Raw genomic sequence first — 14,855 nt, 5'->3', positions numbered from 1 at the left:
GTGTGACGCAAGGTCACACGCCCCCTCCTCCGGGTCTCACGCCAGCCACGCGTCGACGGCGGCCGTGAGTTCGTCCTGGCCGTCGAACACGTGCCCGTTCAGGCCGACCGCCTGTGCCGCGCGGACGTTCTCCTCGCGGTCGTCGACGAAGAGGAAGTCGGCGGGGGCGGACCGGAGGGCGACGACGCAGTGCCGGAAGGCGGCCGGGTCGGGCTTGGCCGCGCCGATCCTGCCGGAGAAGGCCAGGTGGTCGAGGTCGTGCAGCCAGGGCTGGGCGGCGAGGAAGGCGTCCGCGTGGTCGGCGGGGATGTTGGACAGCAGGGCGACCCGGGCCCGGTCCCGCAGTTGCCGTACGTAGGCGACCATGCGGTCGTCGACGCGGGACCAGCTGTCGATGTCGGTGAGCCGCAACTCCTCGATCGTGTCGGCGTCGGCGGGGCGGGAGAGCGCGCGCAGGACGTCGGTCCAGTACGCGGACGCGGTCCGCCGACCGGCGTCGTAGGGCGGGCGGTGGGTCCAGTAGGCGGTGGTGAAGGCGTCGGTGTCGGCCTTGCAGCGGGCGGCCATCTTCTCCAGGGCGCCCGGGCGTTGGTGGCGGGCTATGACCCCGAACAGGTCGAAGAGCACGATGCGGCGGCGGTCGGTGGACATACGGATCCCTTCGGGGCTCGGGGCGTTCGGGTCAGTGCCGGTGGGGCAGGGCGCGGGCGAGCGAGTCGAGTGCGGTCAGGCGGTCGGGGCCCGCCGGGGCGAGGACGACGCTGGTCGCACCGGCCGCGTGGCGGGCCTCGATCGCCGCGCGGGCCTGGGCGGGGGTGCCGGCGATGCTCAGCGCACGGACCCAGTCGGCGGGCATCGTCCGGGCGAAGTGCCGGGCGTCGGGGCTCGCGGCGCGGTGTGCGCGCAGTTCCCCGGCGAAGGGCAGCGGGTCGATGTGCGCGGCCCACTGCGGCTCGCCGACGGATTCCAGGGCCGCGCGGACCCGGGTCAGGGCGGCTTCCTCGTCGTCGTCCACGGCGGCGGCGTCGTAGACGACGATCTCCGGGGAGTCCGAGGCGGCGGGGCCCAGGTTGCGCAGGGACGCGGTGATGTACCCGGGGGCGGCCGGCTCGGCCAGGAGGAGTCCGTCGGCGACCTCGCCCGCGACCGCCTGCGACTTGGGGCCGCGGACGCCGAGGATCACCGGGGGCACGGTGTCCGGGATCTCGGTGAGGACGACGCCCTCGCAGCGCACGTAGCGGCCGCCCGCGGGGCCGGGCTCACCGGCGATCAGCAGGCGCAGCGCTGTCGCGTACTCCTTGATCAGCGTCAGGGGGCTGGCGGGCCAGGAACCGGCCTGGCGCATCCAGTCGGGCATGCCGTGGCCGATGCCCGCGATGACCCGGCCGGGTTGGAGCTGGGCGAGGGTGGCCAGTTCCATCGCGGCGAAGGCCACGTTGCGGGCCCCGGCGGGCAGGATGCCGATGCCGACGGTGAGGTTCGTGGTGGACGCGAGGACGGTGGCGGCCTGGGCGACACCGCCGCGCCAGCCGAGGTCCTCCACCACCCAGACCTGGTCGAAGCCCAGTTCCTCGGCACGCCGGACGTAGGGGAGCACCTCCCCGACGGGGAGATCGAGCGGCAGCATGACACCGACCCGGCCGCGGGCGGGGGATGTGGGGGACTCGGACATCGGGGCTCCTTCGGTCGGCCGAGAGCTTGTCCCGGTCCTGGTGGCTGGGGGAGAGGAGGGCTTGTGCGGCACGGTTGTCAGGGACCGTGCCGCACAAGCGGTCAGTGGGGGTCGCCCGCCGGCTCGTGCTCGCGGGTCCCGTCGGCCGCCGCCCTCTCGCCCCGGCGGACGACGACCGGGTCGGTGCGCAGGACGCCGGCGCCCACGGCCGTGGTCACGCACAGCAGGATCAGCAGGACGAAGGCGTGGTCGAGGGCGACGACCTGGGTCAGCCAGCCGATCACGGCGGGCCCGGCGAGCATGCCGACGTAGCCGAGCCCGGCGACGCGCGACACGTTGGCCCCCGCGGCGGAGGGGTCGGCGTGCCCGGCCGCGCTGAACAGCTGCGGGACACAGCCGGACAGCCCCAGGCCGAACAGCGCCCAGCCGGCGAACACCGCCCACATCCACGGGCCGAGGGTCACGAGCGTGATGCCGACGGCGGCCATGGCCGCGCCGTGCCGCAGGATCGCCAGGGAACCGAACCGGGCGGCGAAGCGGTCCGCGAGCAGTCGGCCTACGGTCATGGCGGCGGCGAAGGTGCCGTACGCGAAGGCCGCCGCACCGGCGGACGCGCCCATGACATCCCGCAGGTGCAGGGCGCTCCAGTCGTTGGCGGCGCCCTCGCAGAGCATGACCATCAGCGCAAGGACGGCCAGCAGCCAGACCCGGCCGGTGGTACCGCCGCCCTCGGCGGCCGGTGACGTCCCGGTCCCCGCCGCGAGGCCGGGGTCGTCGACGGCGGGAGCGGCGGGCAGCAGGTGACGGGCCGTGACCACGGCGATCACGACGCCGACGGCTCCCACGGCGGCCATGCTCGCGGCCGGGTGCAGTCCGGCGCTCGCCGCGCCCGCTCCGGCGAGTGCGGCGAGGACACCGCCGACGGAGAACGTGGCGTGGAAGCCGGACATCACGGGGCGGCCGTACGCCTTCTCCACGTGCACGGCGTGGGCGTTCATGCTCACGTCCAGGCAGCCGTTGCAGAGCCCGAAGACCAGCAGCGCGCCGGCCAGCGTCCACGGATCGTGGGCGAGACCGGGCAGGAACAGGGTCGCCCCGCACAGCACGCCGCCGGCGGGTACCACGGCGCGGGTGCCGAGGCGGTCGGTCAGCGGGCCCGCCACCTGCATGCCCACGAAGGCCCCGAGCCCGAGCACCACCAGCAGGCCGCCGAGCGCCGCGTGGCTGATGCCGACGCGTTCCTCGATCGCGGGGATGTGCACCACCCAGGTGCCCAGCAGGGTGCCGTACAGGACGAAGTAGACATAGGTCGCCACGCGGGCGGCTCGCAGGGGACGTTCCATGCCGACCACCGTAACGAACATTCATCGTGTTTGAAAACCGGGGGAACGAACAACTTGGTTGTTCGTTTCTCGGTGGTGTTCAATCGCCGTATGAGCAACGCAGACCGGCACGGGTTGATCGCGAAGGTCGTCCGGGACTCCGGAGGCGCCACCGTCCAGGAGCTGGCCGAGCTGACCGGCGCCTCGGAGATGACCATTCGGCGCGATCTCGACACCCTCGCCGCCCAGGGCGTCCTCGAACGCGTCCGGGGCGGGGCACGCACCCTTCTGCTGCGGGGCGAGGAGCCCCCCTTCGCGCTGCGCGCCCACGAGGCGGTCGAGGCCAAACGCCGGATCGCCGCCGAGATCTCCGCGCTCGTCGCCGACGGCGAGAGCGTCCTCCTGGACAGCGGCACCACCTGCCTGGAGGTCGCCCGCCTCCTGCGCGAGCGGCCCGTCACCGTGATGCCGCTGTCCCTGCAGGCGATCCACCTGTTCGCCGAGACACCCGGCCCGGCCACCCTGGTCGTGCCCGGCGGCCAGCCCCGCGCAGCCGAAGGAGCCCTCACCGGCCCCCTCACGCTGGCCTCCCTGGCCGCCCTGCGCTTCGACACCGCCGTCATCGGCTGCTGCGGGCTGAGCGCGGGCGACGGCCTGACCGCCTACGACCTCGACGACGCCGCGGTGAAGAAGGCGGGCATCGCCTCCTCCCGCCGTATCGTCGCCGCCGCCGACGGCAGCAAACTCGGCCACACCGCCTACGCCCACGTCGGCCCCGCCGCCCTCGTGCACACCCTCGTCACCGACGCGACCGCGGCAGCCGAGGAGGTCACGGCGCTCGAAGCCGGCGGCACGGTCGTCAGGGCCGTGTGACGGGTCGGCGCCGCCGTCTGCTCGGCACCTGCACGAAGTGAGCAACCCGGGCCGCAGTCGTTGCCCATTCCGTGCATGTGCTGCCTTCAGGCCGCTGCTTACGCTTTTCGGGAACCTCGCCTTATCCGAGCGCCTAAGGGGATTCCTCCTCATGTCCGACCCGGTCCGTCATGACTACACACCCCCGGAGCTCCGGCCCGACGCCCTCGTGTCCGTCGGCACCGTCGAGGAGATCAGCACCGACGTCCTGATCATCGGCTCCGGCATGGGCGGTTCCACGCTGGCCTGGGCGCTGAAGGACTCCGGTCTCGACGTCCTCGTCGCGGAAAGGGGCCGTTTCCTCCCCCGCGAACCCGAGAACTCCCAGCCCGCCGAGATGTATCTCAAGGGCCGCTACAAGAACGCCGGCCATTGGTACGACGGCAGCACCGGAAAGCCTTTCGCGCCGGGTGTCTATTACTGGGTGGGCGGAAACACCCGTTTCTACGGCGCCATGCTGCCCCGGTTCCGGCGCAGCGACTTCACCGAGGTGGAACACCACGAGGGGGTCTCGCACGCCTGGCCCTTCGGCTACGACGACCTGGAGCCCTTCTACACCGCCATGGAGGAGTTGCTCCAGGTGCACGGCCGGGGCGACGAGGACCCGACCGAGCCGCCCCGCTCCAAGCCGTACCCGTATCCGGCGCTCCGGCACGAACCGGAGATCGAGCGGTTCTCCCGGTCGCTGCGCCGGCAGGGCCTGCATCCGTTCCACACCCCGAACGCCCTGAACATCAGCACCCAGGCCGACCGCGCCGCCGTGACGACCGCCGACGGCTGTCCGGACGAGACCGGCATGAAGTCCGACGCCGAGAACCGGCTGCTGCTCCCCGCGCTGCACGACGGCGTCAGGATCCTCACGGGCGCGGAGGTCACCCGCCTGATCACCTCGCCCGACGGCCGCAGGGTCGTCGCCGCCGAGGCACGGCACGAGGGCCGGATCCTGCGGATCAACGCCAAGTCCTTCGCCCTCGCCGGAGGTGCCGTCAACTCGGCCGCGCTGCTGCTGCGTTCGGCCGACGACCGGCACCCTCAGGGCCTCGGCAACTCCTCGGGGCTGCTCGGCCGCAACTACATGGTCCACAACAGCACGTTCTTCGTCGGGGTCAACCCGCTGCGGACCAACCCCACCAAGTGGCAGAAGACCCTGGGCCTGAACGACTTCTACGAGGCCGGACCGGGCACGCGCTTCCCGCTCGGGAACCTCCAGATGTTGGGCAAGCTCCAGGCCCCCATGCTCAAGCCCGCGCGTCCCTGGGCACCGACCTGGGCCCTGAAGCTCATGGCGGCCAGGAGCCTGGACATCTACCTGACCACCGAGGACCTCCCGTCCCGGGACAACCGGGTCCGCGTGGACGGCGACCGCATCCTCATCGACTGGACGCCGACCAACCTCGCGCCCCACCACGAACTCGTGCGCCGGGTGACCCGGGCGGTCCGCAAGGCCGGCTATCCGCTGATCTTCACCCAGCGCATGGGCATCGAGACCAACTCCCACATGTGCGGAACGGCGGTGGCGGGTCACGATCCGGCGCGGAGCGTGCTCGATCCGCTGTGCCGCAGCCATGACGTCGAGAACCTCTGGCTGGCCGACTCGTCGTTCTTCCCGTCCTCCGCGGCGCTGAATCCGGCGTTGACGATCGGCGCGAACGCCCTGCGCATCGCCCCGTCCCTGGCCAGGGCGACGAAGAGCTGACGCCGTAGGGGTCAGGTCCGCCGCAGCGTCGGCTTGCGCAGCAGGTCATGTCCGCGCACGGCCAGTTGCAGCCGCTGCTGGTTGCTGACCTGTGTGAGGTCGAGGCCGAGGATCTCGGCGAGCCGGTCGAGGCGGTGGTAGAGGGTGCGCCGCTGGATGAAGAGCTCCTCCGCCGCCCGCGCCTTGTTGCCGCCGCAGTCGAGGAAGGTGCGCAGGGTGGGCAGCAGCGGGTTCTTCACCAGCGCGTCGTGCTCCAGGAGCGGGCCGAGCTCGTCCTCGACATAGCGTCGTAGCTCAGGACCCTCGGAGAGGGCGACGAGGAGACGCAGCGCTCCCAGGTCGTCGAAGTGACGCACTTCCGCGGTCGAGGCCGCCGCCGCGACGGACGCCGCGCTGCGGCTCTGGCGCAGCGCCAGCGGAAGGGCCGCCGGCTCCACGATCCGGCTGACGCCGGCCCGCACCCCGTGCTCGGCCAACAGGCTCTGGACCCGGCCGGCGTCCGTGCGAGCGGGCAGGCCCACGACCGCCACGTCGAAGTCCCCGGTGTCGCCCACGACGGCGGGCCGGCCGGCGTCCTGGAGGAGGCGGGCGAGATGGTGGTCCTTGGTGGGCTCCTCGTCCCCGGCCCAGGCCGTGACGACGATCAGGTCCCGGCCCCGCAGGTCCTGGCCGAGCGCCAGGGCGAGGGTCACGAACCGCTCTCCCGTGATGTCGCCGAGCAGCAGCCGGTTGAGCAGGGCCGTCTGGCGCTGGGAGGCACGGGCGCCGCTCTCCCGCTCGCTCAGCAGCGAGATCGCGATGGCCGCGGCGGCGCGCTCCAGCGTCCGCAGTTCGGGCGGGCTCGGCCGCTGACCGCCGTGCAGCAGGTGCAGCCAGCCCCATGACTCGCCCCGCAGCACCACGGGCTGGCGGGCACAGGGCGCGACCTCGCGGAACGAGGCCGCCGGGGCGGTGGGCACCGCGGGGTCCTGCGTCGCGAGGGAGGTGTGGCGTTCGTGGATCGCCCGGGAGTGCGCGCTCCACTCGTCCACGACCCGGTCGGCCTCCGGCGTCGCGCCGCCGTACGCCAGCATCTGGTGGGCGACATCCTCCAGCACCACGGGGTGCCCGGTGCGCCGGGCCAGCTCCCTGACCACGCCGACGTAGTCCTCGTCGGCCAGGAGCAGGTCCATGAACGCCTGGCTGGTGGCCTCCTCGGCGATCAGCTGCTGGACGCGCATCCCGACCAGCACCTCGTGGACCTGCGCCGACGTCTCGACGAAGGGGATCTCGTCGGTGAGCCCCACCAGGGGCAGCCCGACCGCCTCCGCCTCCTCGATCACCGCCTCCGGCATGGCGTCGAACATGCGCCCGGCCAGTTCCACGACGAGCACGGCCGCGTGGGCGTCCGCGAGCCGCCGGATGAAGGCCCGCTGCTCCAGCGAGGTCGCGCCCATGCCGAGGCCCGCCGTCAGCAGCATCTCCTGACCGGTGAGAAAGCGGTGGATGTCCGGGATCTCACCGGTGTGCACCCAGCGCACGGGGCGGTCCAGATTCCTCTCCCCGGCATACACACGCACGGTCGTGCGCGTAAACACCTCAAGCTCCAGGGCGGTACGGACCGTCAGGACTTCAGCCATGAGCCACGACCTCGGTGTGTGCAGGATCGGCGGCCAATATTGCACACATCGTGCCTGTCGTCACACCTCGTGTTTCCCCAGACTTCAGGGCAAGCCCGCAGGCACGACCCCGTGCAAGGAGTGCAGAGTGTCAGCCCAACACCAGACCATCAAGGCTCCTGTCGCCGTCCAGACGTCGCGGACCAGCCGTCCGGAAATCGTCGAGACCGTCGCCGACGTGATCGCCGATGTCCGGGCGAACGGCGACGCCGCCGTGCGCCGCTGGTCGCAGAAGTTCGACGACTGGAGCCCGGAGTCCTACCGGCTCGGTCCCGACCGGATCGCCGCCGTCGTCGCCTCGGTCCCCGAGACGGTCCTCGACGACCTCCGGTTCGTCCAGAAGCAGGTCCGCGGCTTCGCCCAGGCGCAGCGCGACTCCCTCACCGCCTTCGAGGTGGAGACCCTGCCCGGAGTGTTCCTGGGGCAGCGCAACCTCCCCATCGGCGCGGCCGGCGCCTATGTCCCCGGCGGCCGCTACCCCCTCACCGCGTCGGCCCACATGACCGTCCTGACGGCCAAGGTCGCCGGTGTCGAGCGCGTCGCCGCGACGACCCCGCCCGACCGGGGTGCCCCGCCGCCCGTCAGCATCGCCGCGATGCACCTGGCCGGCGCCGACGAGATCTACGTCATCGGCGGTGTCCAGGCCGTGGCCGCCCTGGCGCTGGGCACCGAGACGATCGACGCCGTCGACATGCTCGCCGGCCCCGGCAACGCCTACGTGGCGGAGGCCAAGCGCCAGCTGTTCGGCGAGGTCGGCATCGACCTCTTCGCCGGACCGACCGAGGTACTGATCGTCGCCGACGGCACCGCGGACCCGTTCGTGGTGGCGACGGACCTGCTGTCCCAGGCCGAGCACGGCCCCGACTCCCCGGCCGTCCTCATCACGACCTCCGAGGAGGTGGGCCGGCAGACCATCGCCTGGGTGGACAAGCTGCTGCCCGGCCTGTCCACCGGCGACGTCGCCGGCCGTGCCTGGCGCGACCACGGCGAGGTGATCGTGGTCCCCACCCTGGACGCCGCCTACGCACTCGCCGACGAATACGCCAGCGAGCACGTCCAGATCCTCACCGCCAAGCCCCGCGAGGCGCTGCACCGCATGCGCAACTACGGCGCCCTGTTCCTGGGCGACAAGACCTGCGTCGCGTACGGCGACAAGGTCATCGGCACCAACCACGTACTGCCCACCCTGGGCGCGGCCCGCTACACCGGCGGCCTCTGGGTCGGCAAGTACCTCAAGACCGTGACCTACCAGGAGATCCGCGACCCCGCCTCCAGTGCCCGGCTCGGCGAGATCTGCGGCAGGGCCTCACGCATCGAGAACTTCGAGGGACACGCGCGCTCGGGAGACGTCCGCGCCGCGCGCCACGGATCGGCCCGCCTGGACTGGACCGACCACACCTTCGAGCAGAGCTGAGCCGCGATGACGGATCGCGGCTTATGCCGGACCGCGGCAGCGGCACGGCAACCCCTCGACAAGGAGCACCTCCCCTTCGACCCACGGAGATCGTCATGTCAGCCACCGACAACGAGGCGCACGCGGCGCCCCCATCCACCCCCGTAGGCGCGCCGGGCGGGGCCGAGAGCCCCGTCTCCTCGGCCGCCGACGCGGACATGCTCGCCGTACTCGGCTATGAGCAGAAGTTCGACCGCAAGGTCAGCCTGTGGGGCAACTTCGCCCTGGGCTTCGTGTACCTGTCACCCCTGGTGGGTGTCGTGGCCCTCTTCGCGGTCGGTCTGGCGACCGCCGGCGGACCGTCCGTCTTCTGGATCGGGATCGTCGGGGCCGGGCAGTTCCTGGTCGCGCTGGTCTTCGGCGAGGTCGTCTCGCAGTTCCCGCTCGCGGGCGGGCTGTACCAATGGGTCAGACGGCTGTGGAACGGGCGCTATGCCTGGTTCAACGCCTGGACCTACATCTGTTGCATCACCATCGGCATCACCAGCACCGCACTGTTCAGCTCGGACTTCGCCGCCAGCCTCTTCGCCGGAACCGCGGCCGAACCCGCCATCAGCTCCACCCCCGCCCAGCGCCTGTGGATCGCGGCCGCGGTGACCGTCGTCTGCCTGATCTGCAACTGCTTCGGCACCAGGACCCTGGCCCTGATCTCGAAGATCGGCCTCGCGGCGGAACTGATCGGCATCGTCGTCGTCGGCCTCTACCTGCTGGTCTTCGAGCGGCACAACTCCGTCTCGATCTTCTTCGAGACCAGCAGCTCCACCCACGACAACTACGTCATGGCCTTCATCGCCGCCTCACTCGTCGGGCTCTTCCTCTTCTACGGCTTCGAGGCGTGCGGCGAGATCGCGGAAGAGGTTCCCAACCCCTCCCGCAGCATCCCGCGGGCCATGCAGCTGACCGTGGCCGTCGGTGGCGTGGCCGCGCTGTTCGCGTTCGTCGGTTACGCGCTCGCGGCCCCGGACCTCGGCTCGATCCTCTCCGGCGAGGACACCAACCCGATCCCCTCGATCCTCCAGAGCGCGGTCGGCACCATCGGCACCAAGGCGGTGCTCACGGTGATCATGACGTCCTTCATCGCGGGGGTGATGAGCCAGCAGGCCGCCGCCAGCCGGATCGTCTTCTCCTTCGCCCGCGACGACATGTTCCCGGGATCCCGCGTCTTCTCGAGGATCTCCCGCAAGCACCGGGTCCCCCTGAACGCCCTGCTGGCGGTCAACGTCCTTCCGCTGCTGCTCTTCGTGTTCGTCTACTACTCGCCCGACTCCCTCACCAAGATCGCGGCCTTCCAGATGCTCGCCGGATACGCGGCCTTCATGATGGTCGTACTGGCCGCCCTGCGGATGCGCCTGAAGGGCTGGCGCCCCGCCGGGGCCTGGACGCTGGGCCGCTGGGGCTTCCCGGTGACCGTGGCGGCCCTGACCTACGGCGTGCTCGGGATGGTCCTCCTCGCCTGGCCCACGGGTGACTCCGGAACCCCGTTCGTGGACCGGTGGATCGCGCTCATCGGGTTCCTCATCGTCTCCGCCGTGGGCCTGGTGTACCTGCTGACCATGAAGCCGGAGCGCAAGTCCACCGCGCCGGAGGGCGACGCCATCGAGGTGGCCGAACGCCTGCGCAGCCGCGCCGCGGCCCTGGAGAACACGACCGGAGGGAGCCCCGCATGACCCGCGTCCTGTACCTCTACGGAGGCTGGCCCGGCCACAAGCCCTACCAGGTGGCCGAGGAATGGGCCCTCCCGATCTTCAAGAGCCTCGGATTCGACGTCGACGAGACCAACGACGTCTTCGCGCTGGACGCCGACCTCACCGGCTACGACCTCATCGCCCTCAACTGGAACAACGCGCTGCTGTCCGAAGGGCTGACCGTCGCCCAGGAGTCGCACCTGCTGGAGGCGGTGGAGAGCGGCACCGGCATCGCCGCCTGGCACGGCGCGGCCGCCGCGTTCCGCACCAGCCTCAAGTACCACTGGCTGATCGGCGGCAGCTTCCTCGAACACCCCGCCGGCGAAGGCGTGAAGTACCCCTACGAGGTCACCGTCACGGACACCGGCCACCCGATCACCGCCGGGGTGCAGGACTTCCGGGTCGCCTCCGAGCAGTACTACATGTCCGTCGACCCCAACAACCACGTCCTCGCCGAGACCACCTTCACCGGCGACCACCTGCCCTGGCTGGAGGGAAACACCATCCCCCAGGCATGGACCCGCACCTGGGGCGAGGGCCGCGTCTTCTACAGCGCGGTCGGACACGACCTCGACGACCTCCAGAACCCGGACGTCACCCGCCTGTGCACCCAGGGCTTCGCCTGGGCCGCCCGCCACAGCGCCTGACCCCACCATCCGACCCGAGCCGATTGGGAACACACCATGCCCGTCCTCACCGGAGGCCAGATCGTCGCGCGGACCCTGCGCAACTACGGGGTCGACGTCGTCGCCGGCATCCCCGGCCACGGCATCTGGTCACTGACCGACGCCTTCCTCGACGACGAGTCCAGGATCCCCTTCATCCAGACCTTCCACGAGCAGAGCGCCGTCCACCTCGCCGACGGCTACTACCGCGTCACCGGCCGACCGCAGGCCGCGGTGACCTCCATCGGCGCCGGCGCGAGCAACACCGTCATCGGCATGGGCACCGCGTTCACGGACTCCACCAGTGTGCTCGTCGTCACCGGCGGCCCCCCGACGCACATGCGCGGCCACGGACTGCTCCAGGAACTCGACCGCTACACGGCGAACGACTTCCCCAAGGTGGCCGAGGCCGTCAGCAAACGGCACTGGGTCGTCACCCGGGTCGAGGAGCTCCCCTTCGTCCTGCACCGCTGTTTCAACTCCATGCTGACCGGCCGCCCGGGCCCGGTGCACCTCGAAGTCCCCATGGACGTACAGGCCGAGGCGGCTAACGTCGAACTCCACGACCTGGAGCGCCGAATCCCGGTGGGCCGCCAGCACCCCGACCCGGAGGCCGTGGACCGCGCGGTCGACGTGCTGCGCGCGGCGAGGCGTCCGGTCATCGTGGTCGGCGGCGGCGCGATCACCTCCGAGGCCTCCGACGTGGTCCTCGCGCTCGCCGAGAAGTGGCGGATCCCGGTCGTCACCACGTGGAACGGCAAGAGCGCCTTTCCCGAGGACCACGAGCTGTTCGCCGGCAGCGTCGGCCAGACCGGCACCATGACCGGCAACGCGATCGCGAGCTCCGCCGACGTGGTGGTCTCGGTCGGCTGCCGCTTCACCGACTGGTCCGCCTCCAGCTACGCCAAGGGCATCAGCTTCTCGATCCCGCCCGCCAAGCTCATCCACATCGACATCGACCCGCACGAGATCGGCAAGAACTATCCGGCGGAGGTGGGCATCGTCGCCGACGCCCAGCGTGCCGTCGCGGCCATCGTCGACTCGCTCCCCACCCAGGGTGTCGACCGCTCCGAGTACCTCGCCGAACTCGCCCGGCTCAAGCAGGACTGGGAGGACAAGCTCGCCGGGCGCCGGGACAGCGACCGCTTCCCCTTCACCTCCCAGCGCCCGCTCGGCGCCCTGCGCTCGGTGCTCCCGCGTGACGCGATCATCGTCGCGGGCTCGGGCAACACCCAGGGAGCGGTGAAGCAGACCTTCCCGGTCTACAACCCGCGCACCCACCTCACGTCCGGTGGCTTCTCCTCCATGGGCTGGGCGATCCCGGCCGCCGTCGGCGCCAAGCTGGCCCGGCCGGACAGCCCGGTCGTGTGCGTCCTCGGCGACGGCGACTTCCTCATGACCGCCCAGGAGATCGCCCTGAGCGTCACCGCCGACGCACCGGTGATCTTCGTGGTCCAGAACAACGCGGGCTACATGTCGATCCGGGGCGGCCAGCGCAAGCAGACCTCGCGGCACATCGGCGTCGAGTTCTCGCACCCCGACGGCTCGCCGTACAGCCCCGACTTCGCGGCCCTGGGCCGGTCCTTCGGGATCGAGTCGTGGAAGGTCAACGACGCCGCGTCCCTGGAGCCGACGCTGCGCAAGGCGGTCCAGTCCGGCGCCCCCGCCGTGATCGAGGTCCCCACGGACCGCGCCGCCGCCGGCCCCTGGGTCCCCGGCTGGTGGGACTTCCCGATCCCGGCGTACATCAAGGACGAACGCCAGGACGAGTACGACCGCATCAGGGCCACGGAGCAACACCTCTGACCCACCCCGCCCCGCCCGTGCAGCCGAGCCCCGGCCGCACGGGCGGCCGACTTTCCCGTGAGTTCCGCGCGCGGCAAAGGCTTTGGCTCTCGCCCGGGTCACCGACTACGTCGACGTCCGCTGAACTCCCGCGGACGGAGCTCGAGTCGGCACTCGATGCCGTAGCCGCCGAACGGTGCCGTCAGAAGGCAACGGGGACGGTGCTTCCGCGGGCCCGGCGGACGGACAGGGGGGATGTGTCCGGCCGCCGGGCCCGGGACCCGCGCCGATCCCGTCCCCACGGATTCGGCGCGGGCGGGGCCACTGCCGCTCGACGCGGCCCCGGTCCTGGGAGGTGCGAGCCCTGGCCGCGGTTGGGGCTCCCGCCTCAGGTTGGTGACGGCGTTGGACTCCGGGCGTGGTGCCTGGGTCGCGAGCCATGTGAGTGCTGCGGTCCCCGCGCTTTCCGTCCGGCCCCGGGCGGTCCGCGCCCCGGGCTTCAGCTGAGCGTGGCCAGAGCGGCCGTATCGAACGGGGTCAGTTCGTCCAGGCGCCCGGTGAGAACCTTCGCCGCCCACTCGGGGTCCTGGAGCAGGGACCGGCCGACGGCCACCAAGTCGAACTCCTCCGCCTCCAGCCGGTCCAGGAGGTCGTCGAGGTTCCGGAGTGCGGCACCCTTGCCCTGGAACAGCGTGTCGACGTAGTCGGTCCCGCCGCCCAGCCCCACGGAGCCGACCGTGATGGCGTGCTTGCCGGTGACCTTCTTCGCCCAGCCCGCGAGGTTGAGGCCGGAACCGTCGAACTCCGGCACCCAGTAGCGGCGGGTGGAGGCATGGAAGGCGTCCACCCCGGCCTCGGCGAGAGGCGTGAGGAGCGTCTCCAGTTCCTGGGGGGTCTCGGCGATACGGGCGTCGTAGTTGTTGTTCTTGAACTGCGAGAAACGCAGGTGCACGGGAAACTCCGGTGAGACCGCGTCCCGTATGGCGGCGACGACCTCCGCGGCGAACTTCGCGCGGGCGGTCAGGGTGCCGCCGTAACCGTCCGTGCGGCGGTTGGTGCGGGTCCACAGGAACTGGTCGATCAGGAAGCCGTGGGCACCGTGCACCTCGACTCCGTCGAAGCCGATCCGCTCCGCCGCCGCGGCCGCCTCGGCGAAGGACGCGATCACGTCGTCGATGTCCTGCTGCGTCATGGCCCTGCCCGCACCCTCGGCCCCGTCGAGGCCGAGGCCGGACGGGCCGATGACGGGCGCGTCCGGCCAGGGCGCCCCGCCGCCGGGACGCATGATGCCCAGGTGCCAGAGCTGCGGCATGATCCTTCCGCCGGCCGCGTGCACCGCGTCGGCGACCGCCTTCCAGCCGGCGAGCTGTTCCTCGCCGTGGAACAACGGAACGCCGTCCAGCCCGCCCGCGGACTCATGACCCACGAACGTCCCCTCGGTCATGATCAGGCCCACACCGGCGGCAGCGCGGCGCGCGTAGTACGACGCCACGTTCTCGCCCGGTATGCCGCCCGGCGACTGCATGCGGGTCATCGGTGACATCACGATGCGGTTCGGGATGGTCAGGCCGTTGATCGTGACGGGCCGGGAGAGGATCTCCGCGACTCGCTGGGGGAGGGTCGTGATGGCCATGAGGGACTCCTTGGGCGACAACGAAGCGCGGGACGCGCCCTGCGTCCGCAGACGGGTCGGTCCAGTCGGACCCGGTCTGGAGACGGTCCGCGTGGATGTACGGCGTGGATGTGCGGGAGGAGCTGGTCGCCCGGGAGGGCACGGGGCGACCGCTTCGGCTTCCCGGGGCCATGTCATGCACGGCCCCGGGCGCCCGGCGGCAGGCCCGTTCAGGTGCGGGGGAGTCCGGTGGCGCGGGAGATGAAGGAGTCGAAGCCGCGGTCGGAGAGGAGGCCGCGCAGGGTGATCATGGGGCGGGCGCCGAAGCCGGTGGCGTAGCGGGTCTTGGGCTTGCGGGCGCTGACGGCCTTGCCGATGGCGTCGGCGATGACCTT

At 71.6% G+C, this 14,855-nt stretch carries 11 protein-coding genes; 6 read left to right on the top strand and 5 right to left on the bottom strand.

All coding sequences use genetic code 11. The annotated features are described in order from the left end of the window. Positions 1–36: 36 nt before the first annotated feature. The 3 genes from ACFULQ_RS45175 to ACFULQ_RS45165 all read right to left on the bottom strand — a co-directional run bounded on the left by ACFULQ_RS45175 (position 37) and on the right by ACFULQ_RS45165 (position 3,015). Entirely contained in the window at positions 37–651 is a 615-nt protein-coding gene (locus ACFULQ_RS45175) for an HAD family hydrolase (RefSeq protein ID WP_383556508.1), read from the bottom strand. A 31-nt stretch (positions 652–682) separates the two neighbouring features. After that, positions 683–1,672, bottom strand: coding sequence for an LLM class flavin-dependent oxidoreductase (locus tag ACFULQ_RS45170; protein ID WP_383556505.1), 990 nt, complete (start codon positions 1,670–1,672; stop codon positions 683–685). Positions 1,673–1,773: 101 nt separating this feature from the next. Beyond that, complete coding sequence (locus ACFULQ_RS45165; protein WP_383556502.1) at positions 1,774–3,015, bottom strand: MFS transporter; 1,242 nt, start codon at positions 3,013–3,015, stop codon at positions 1,774–1,776. Positions 3,016–3,105: 90 nt separating this feature from the next. Here ACFULQ_RS45165 and ACFULQ_RS45160 point away from each other — a divergent pair, with 90 nt between their 5' ends. Then, positions 3,106–3,867 (top strand): DeoR/GlpR family DNA-binding transcription regulator, encoded by a 762-nt coding sequence (locus ACFULQ_RS45160; RefSeq protein WP_383556500.1) that lies wholly within the window; start codon positions 3,106–3,108, stop codon positions 3,865–3,867. Between the two features lie 151 nt (positions 3,868–4,018). Next, positions 4,019–5,602, top strand: a complete 1,584-nt coding sequence (locus ACFULQ_RS45155) for a GMC oxidoreductase (protein ID WP_383556497.1) — start codon at positions 4,019–4,021, stop codon at positions 5,600–5,602. Positions 5,603–5,613: 11 nt separating this feature from the next. Here ACFULQ_RS45155 and ACFULQ_RS45150 read toward each other — a convergent pair whose 3' ends face one another. Then, on the bottom strand, positions 5,614–7,221 hold the full coding sequence (locus ACFULQ_RS45150; protein ID WP_383556494.1) for a PucR family transcriptional regulator: 1,608 nt from the start codon (positions 7,219–7,221) through the stop codon (positions 5,614–5,616). Between the two features lie 127 nt (positions 7,222–7,348). On the opposite strand from ACFULQ_RS45150, the gene hisD reads away from it, so the two are divergent. The 4 genes from hisD to ACFULQ_RS45130 all read left to right on the top strand — a co-directional run bounded on the left by hisD (position 7,349) and on the right by ACFULQ_RS45130 (position 12,869). Beyond that, positions 7,349–8,674 carry a histidinol dehydrogenase gene (hisD, locus tag ACFULQ_RS45145; protein WP_383556491.1) on the top strand — a complete coding sequence of 442 codons (1,326 nt, stop codon included), beginning with the start codon at positions 7,349–7,351 and terminating at the stop codon, positions 8,672–8,674. Between the two features lie 95 nt (positions 8,675–8,769). Beyond that, positions 8,770–10,380, top strand: a complete 1,611-nt coding sequence (locus ACFULQ_RS45140; protein ID WP_383556488.1) for an APC family permease — start codon at positions 8,770–8,772, stop codon at positions 10,378–10,380. Next, on the top strand, positions 10,377–11,045 hold the full coding sequence (locus ACFULQ_RS45135; protein ID WP_383556485.1) for a ThuA domain-containing protein: 669 nt from the start codon (positions 10,377–10,379) through the stop codon (positions 11,043–11,045). Before ACFULQ_RS45140 ends, ACFULQ_RS45135 begins: the two co-directional genes overlap by 4 nt. 36 nt (positions 11,046–11,081) lie before the next feature. Next, positions 11,082–12,869, top strand: coding sequence for a thiamine pyrophosphate-binding protein (locus ACFULQ_RS45130; RefSeq protein ID WP_383556482.1), 1,788 nt, complete (start codon positions 11,082–11,084; stop codon positions 12,867–12,869). A 478-nt stretch (positions 12,870–13,347) separates the two neighbouring features. Here ACFULQ_RS45130 and ACFULQ_RS45125 read toward each other — a convergent pair whose 3' ends face one another. Then, positions 13,348–14,481, bottom strand: a complete 1,134-nt coding sequence (locus tag ACFULQ_RS45125) for an NADH:flavin oxidoreductase (protein ID WP_383556479.1) — start codon at positions 14,479–14,481, stop codon at positions 13,348–13,350. Positions 14,482–14,855 lie beyond the last annotated feature (374 nt).

It is taken from the genome of Streptomyces sp. NPDC057253 (assembly GCF_042669125.1).
Taxonomy (GTDB): domain Bacteria; phylum Actinomycetota; class Actinomycetes; order Streptomycetales; family Streptomycetaceae; genus Streptomyces.
This window is presented reverse-complemented; position numbering and strand designations above follow the sequence as displayed.

Excerpts from the sequence above, each read along its gene's own strand:
- ACFULQ_RS45175 (WP_383556508.1), bottom strand. The coding sequence starts at position 651 with ATGTCCACCGACCGCCGCCGCATCGTGCTCTTCGACCTGTTCGGGGTC.
- ACFULQ_RS45170 (WP_383556505.1), bottom strand. The coding sequence starts at position 1,672 with ATGTCCGAGTCCCCCACATCCCCCGCCCGCGGCCGGGTCGGTGTCATG.
- ACFULQ_RS45165 (WP_383556502.1), bottom strand. The coding sequence starts at position 3,015 with ATGGAACGTCCCCTGCGAGCCGCCCGCGTGGCGACCTATGTCTACTTC.
- ACFULQ_RS45160 (WP_383556500.1), top strand. The coding sequence starts at position 3,106 with ATGAGCAACGCAGACCGGCACGGGTTGATCGCGAAGGTCGTCCGGGAC.
- ACFULQ_RS45155 (WP_383556497.1), top strand. The coding sequence starts at position 4,019 with ATGTCCGACCCGGTCCGTCATGACTACACACCCCCGGAGCTCCGGCCC.
- ACFULQ_RS45150 (WP_383556494.1), bottom strand. The coding sequence starts at position 7,221 with ATGGCTGAAGTCCTGACGGTCCGTACCGCCCTGGAGCTTGAGGTGTTT.
- ACFULQ_RS45140 (WP_383556488.1), top strand. The coding sequence starts at position 8,770 with ATGTCAGCCACCGACAACGAGGCGCACGCGGCGCCCCCATCCACCCCC.
- ACFULQ_RS45135 (WP_383556485.1), top strand. The coding sequence starts at position 10,377 with ATGACCCGCGTCCTGTACCTCTACGGAGGCTGGCCCGGCCACAAGCCC.
- ACFULQ_RS45130 (WP_383556482.1), top strand. The coding sequence starts at position 11,082 with ATGCCCGTCCTCACCGGAGGCCAGATCGTCGCGCGGACCCTGCGCAAC.
- ACFULQ_RS45125 (WP_383556479.1), bottom strand. The coding sequence starts at position 14,481 with ATGGCCATCACGACCCTCCCCCAGCGAGTCGCGGAGATCCTCTCCCGG.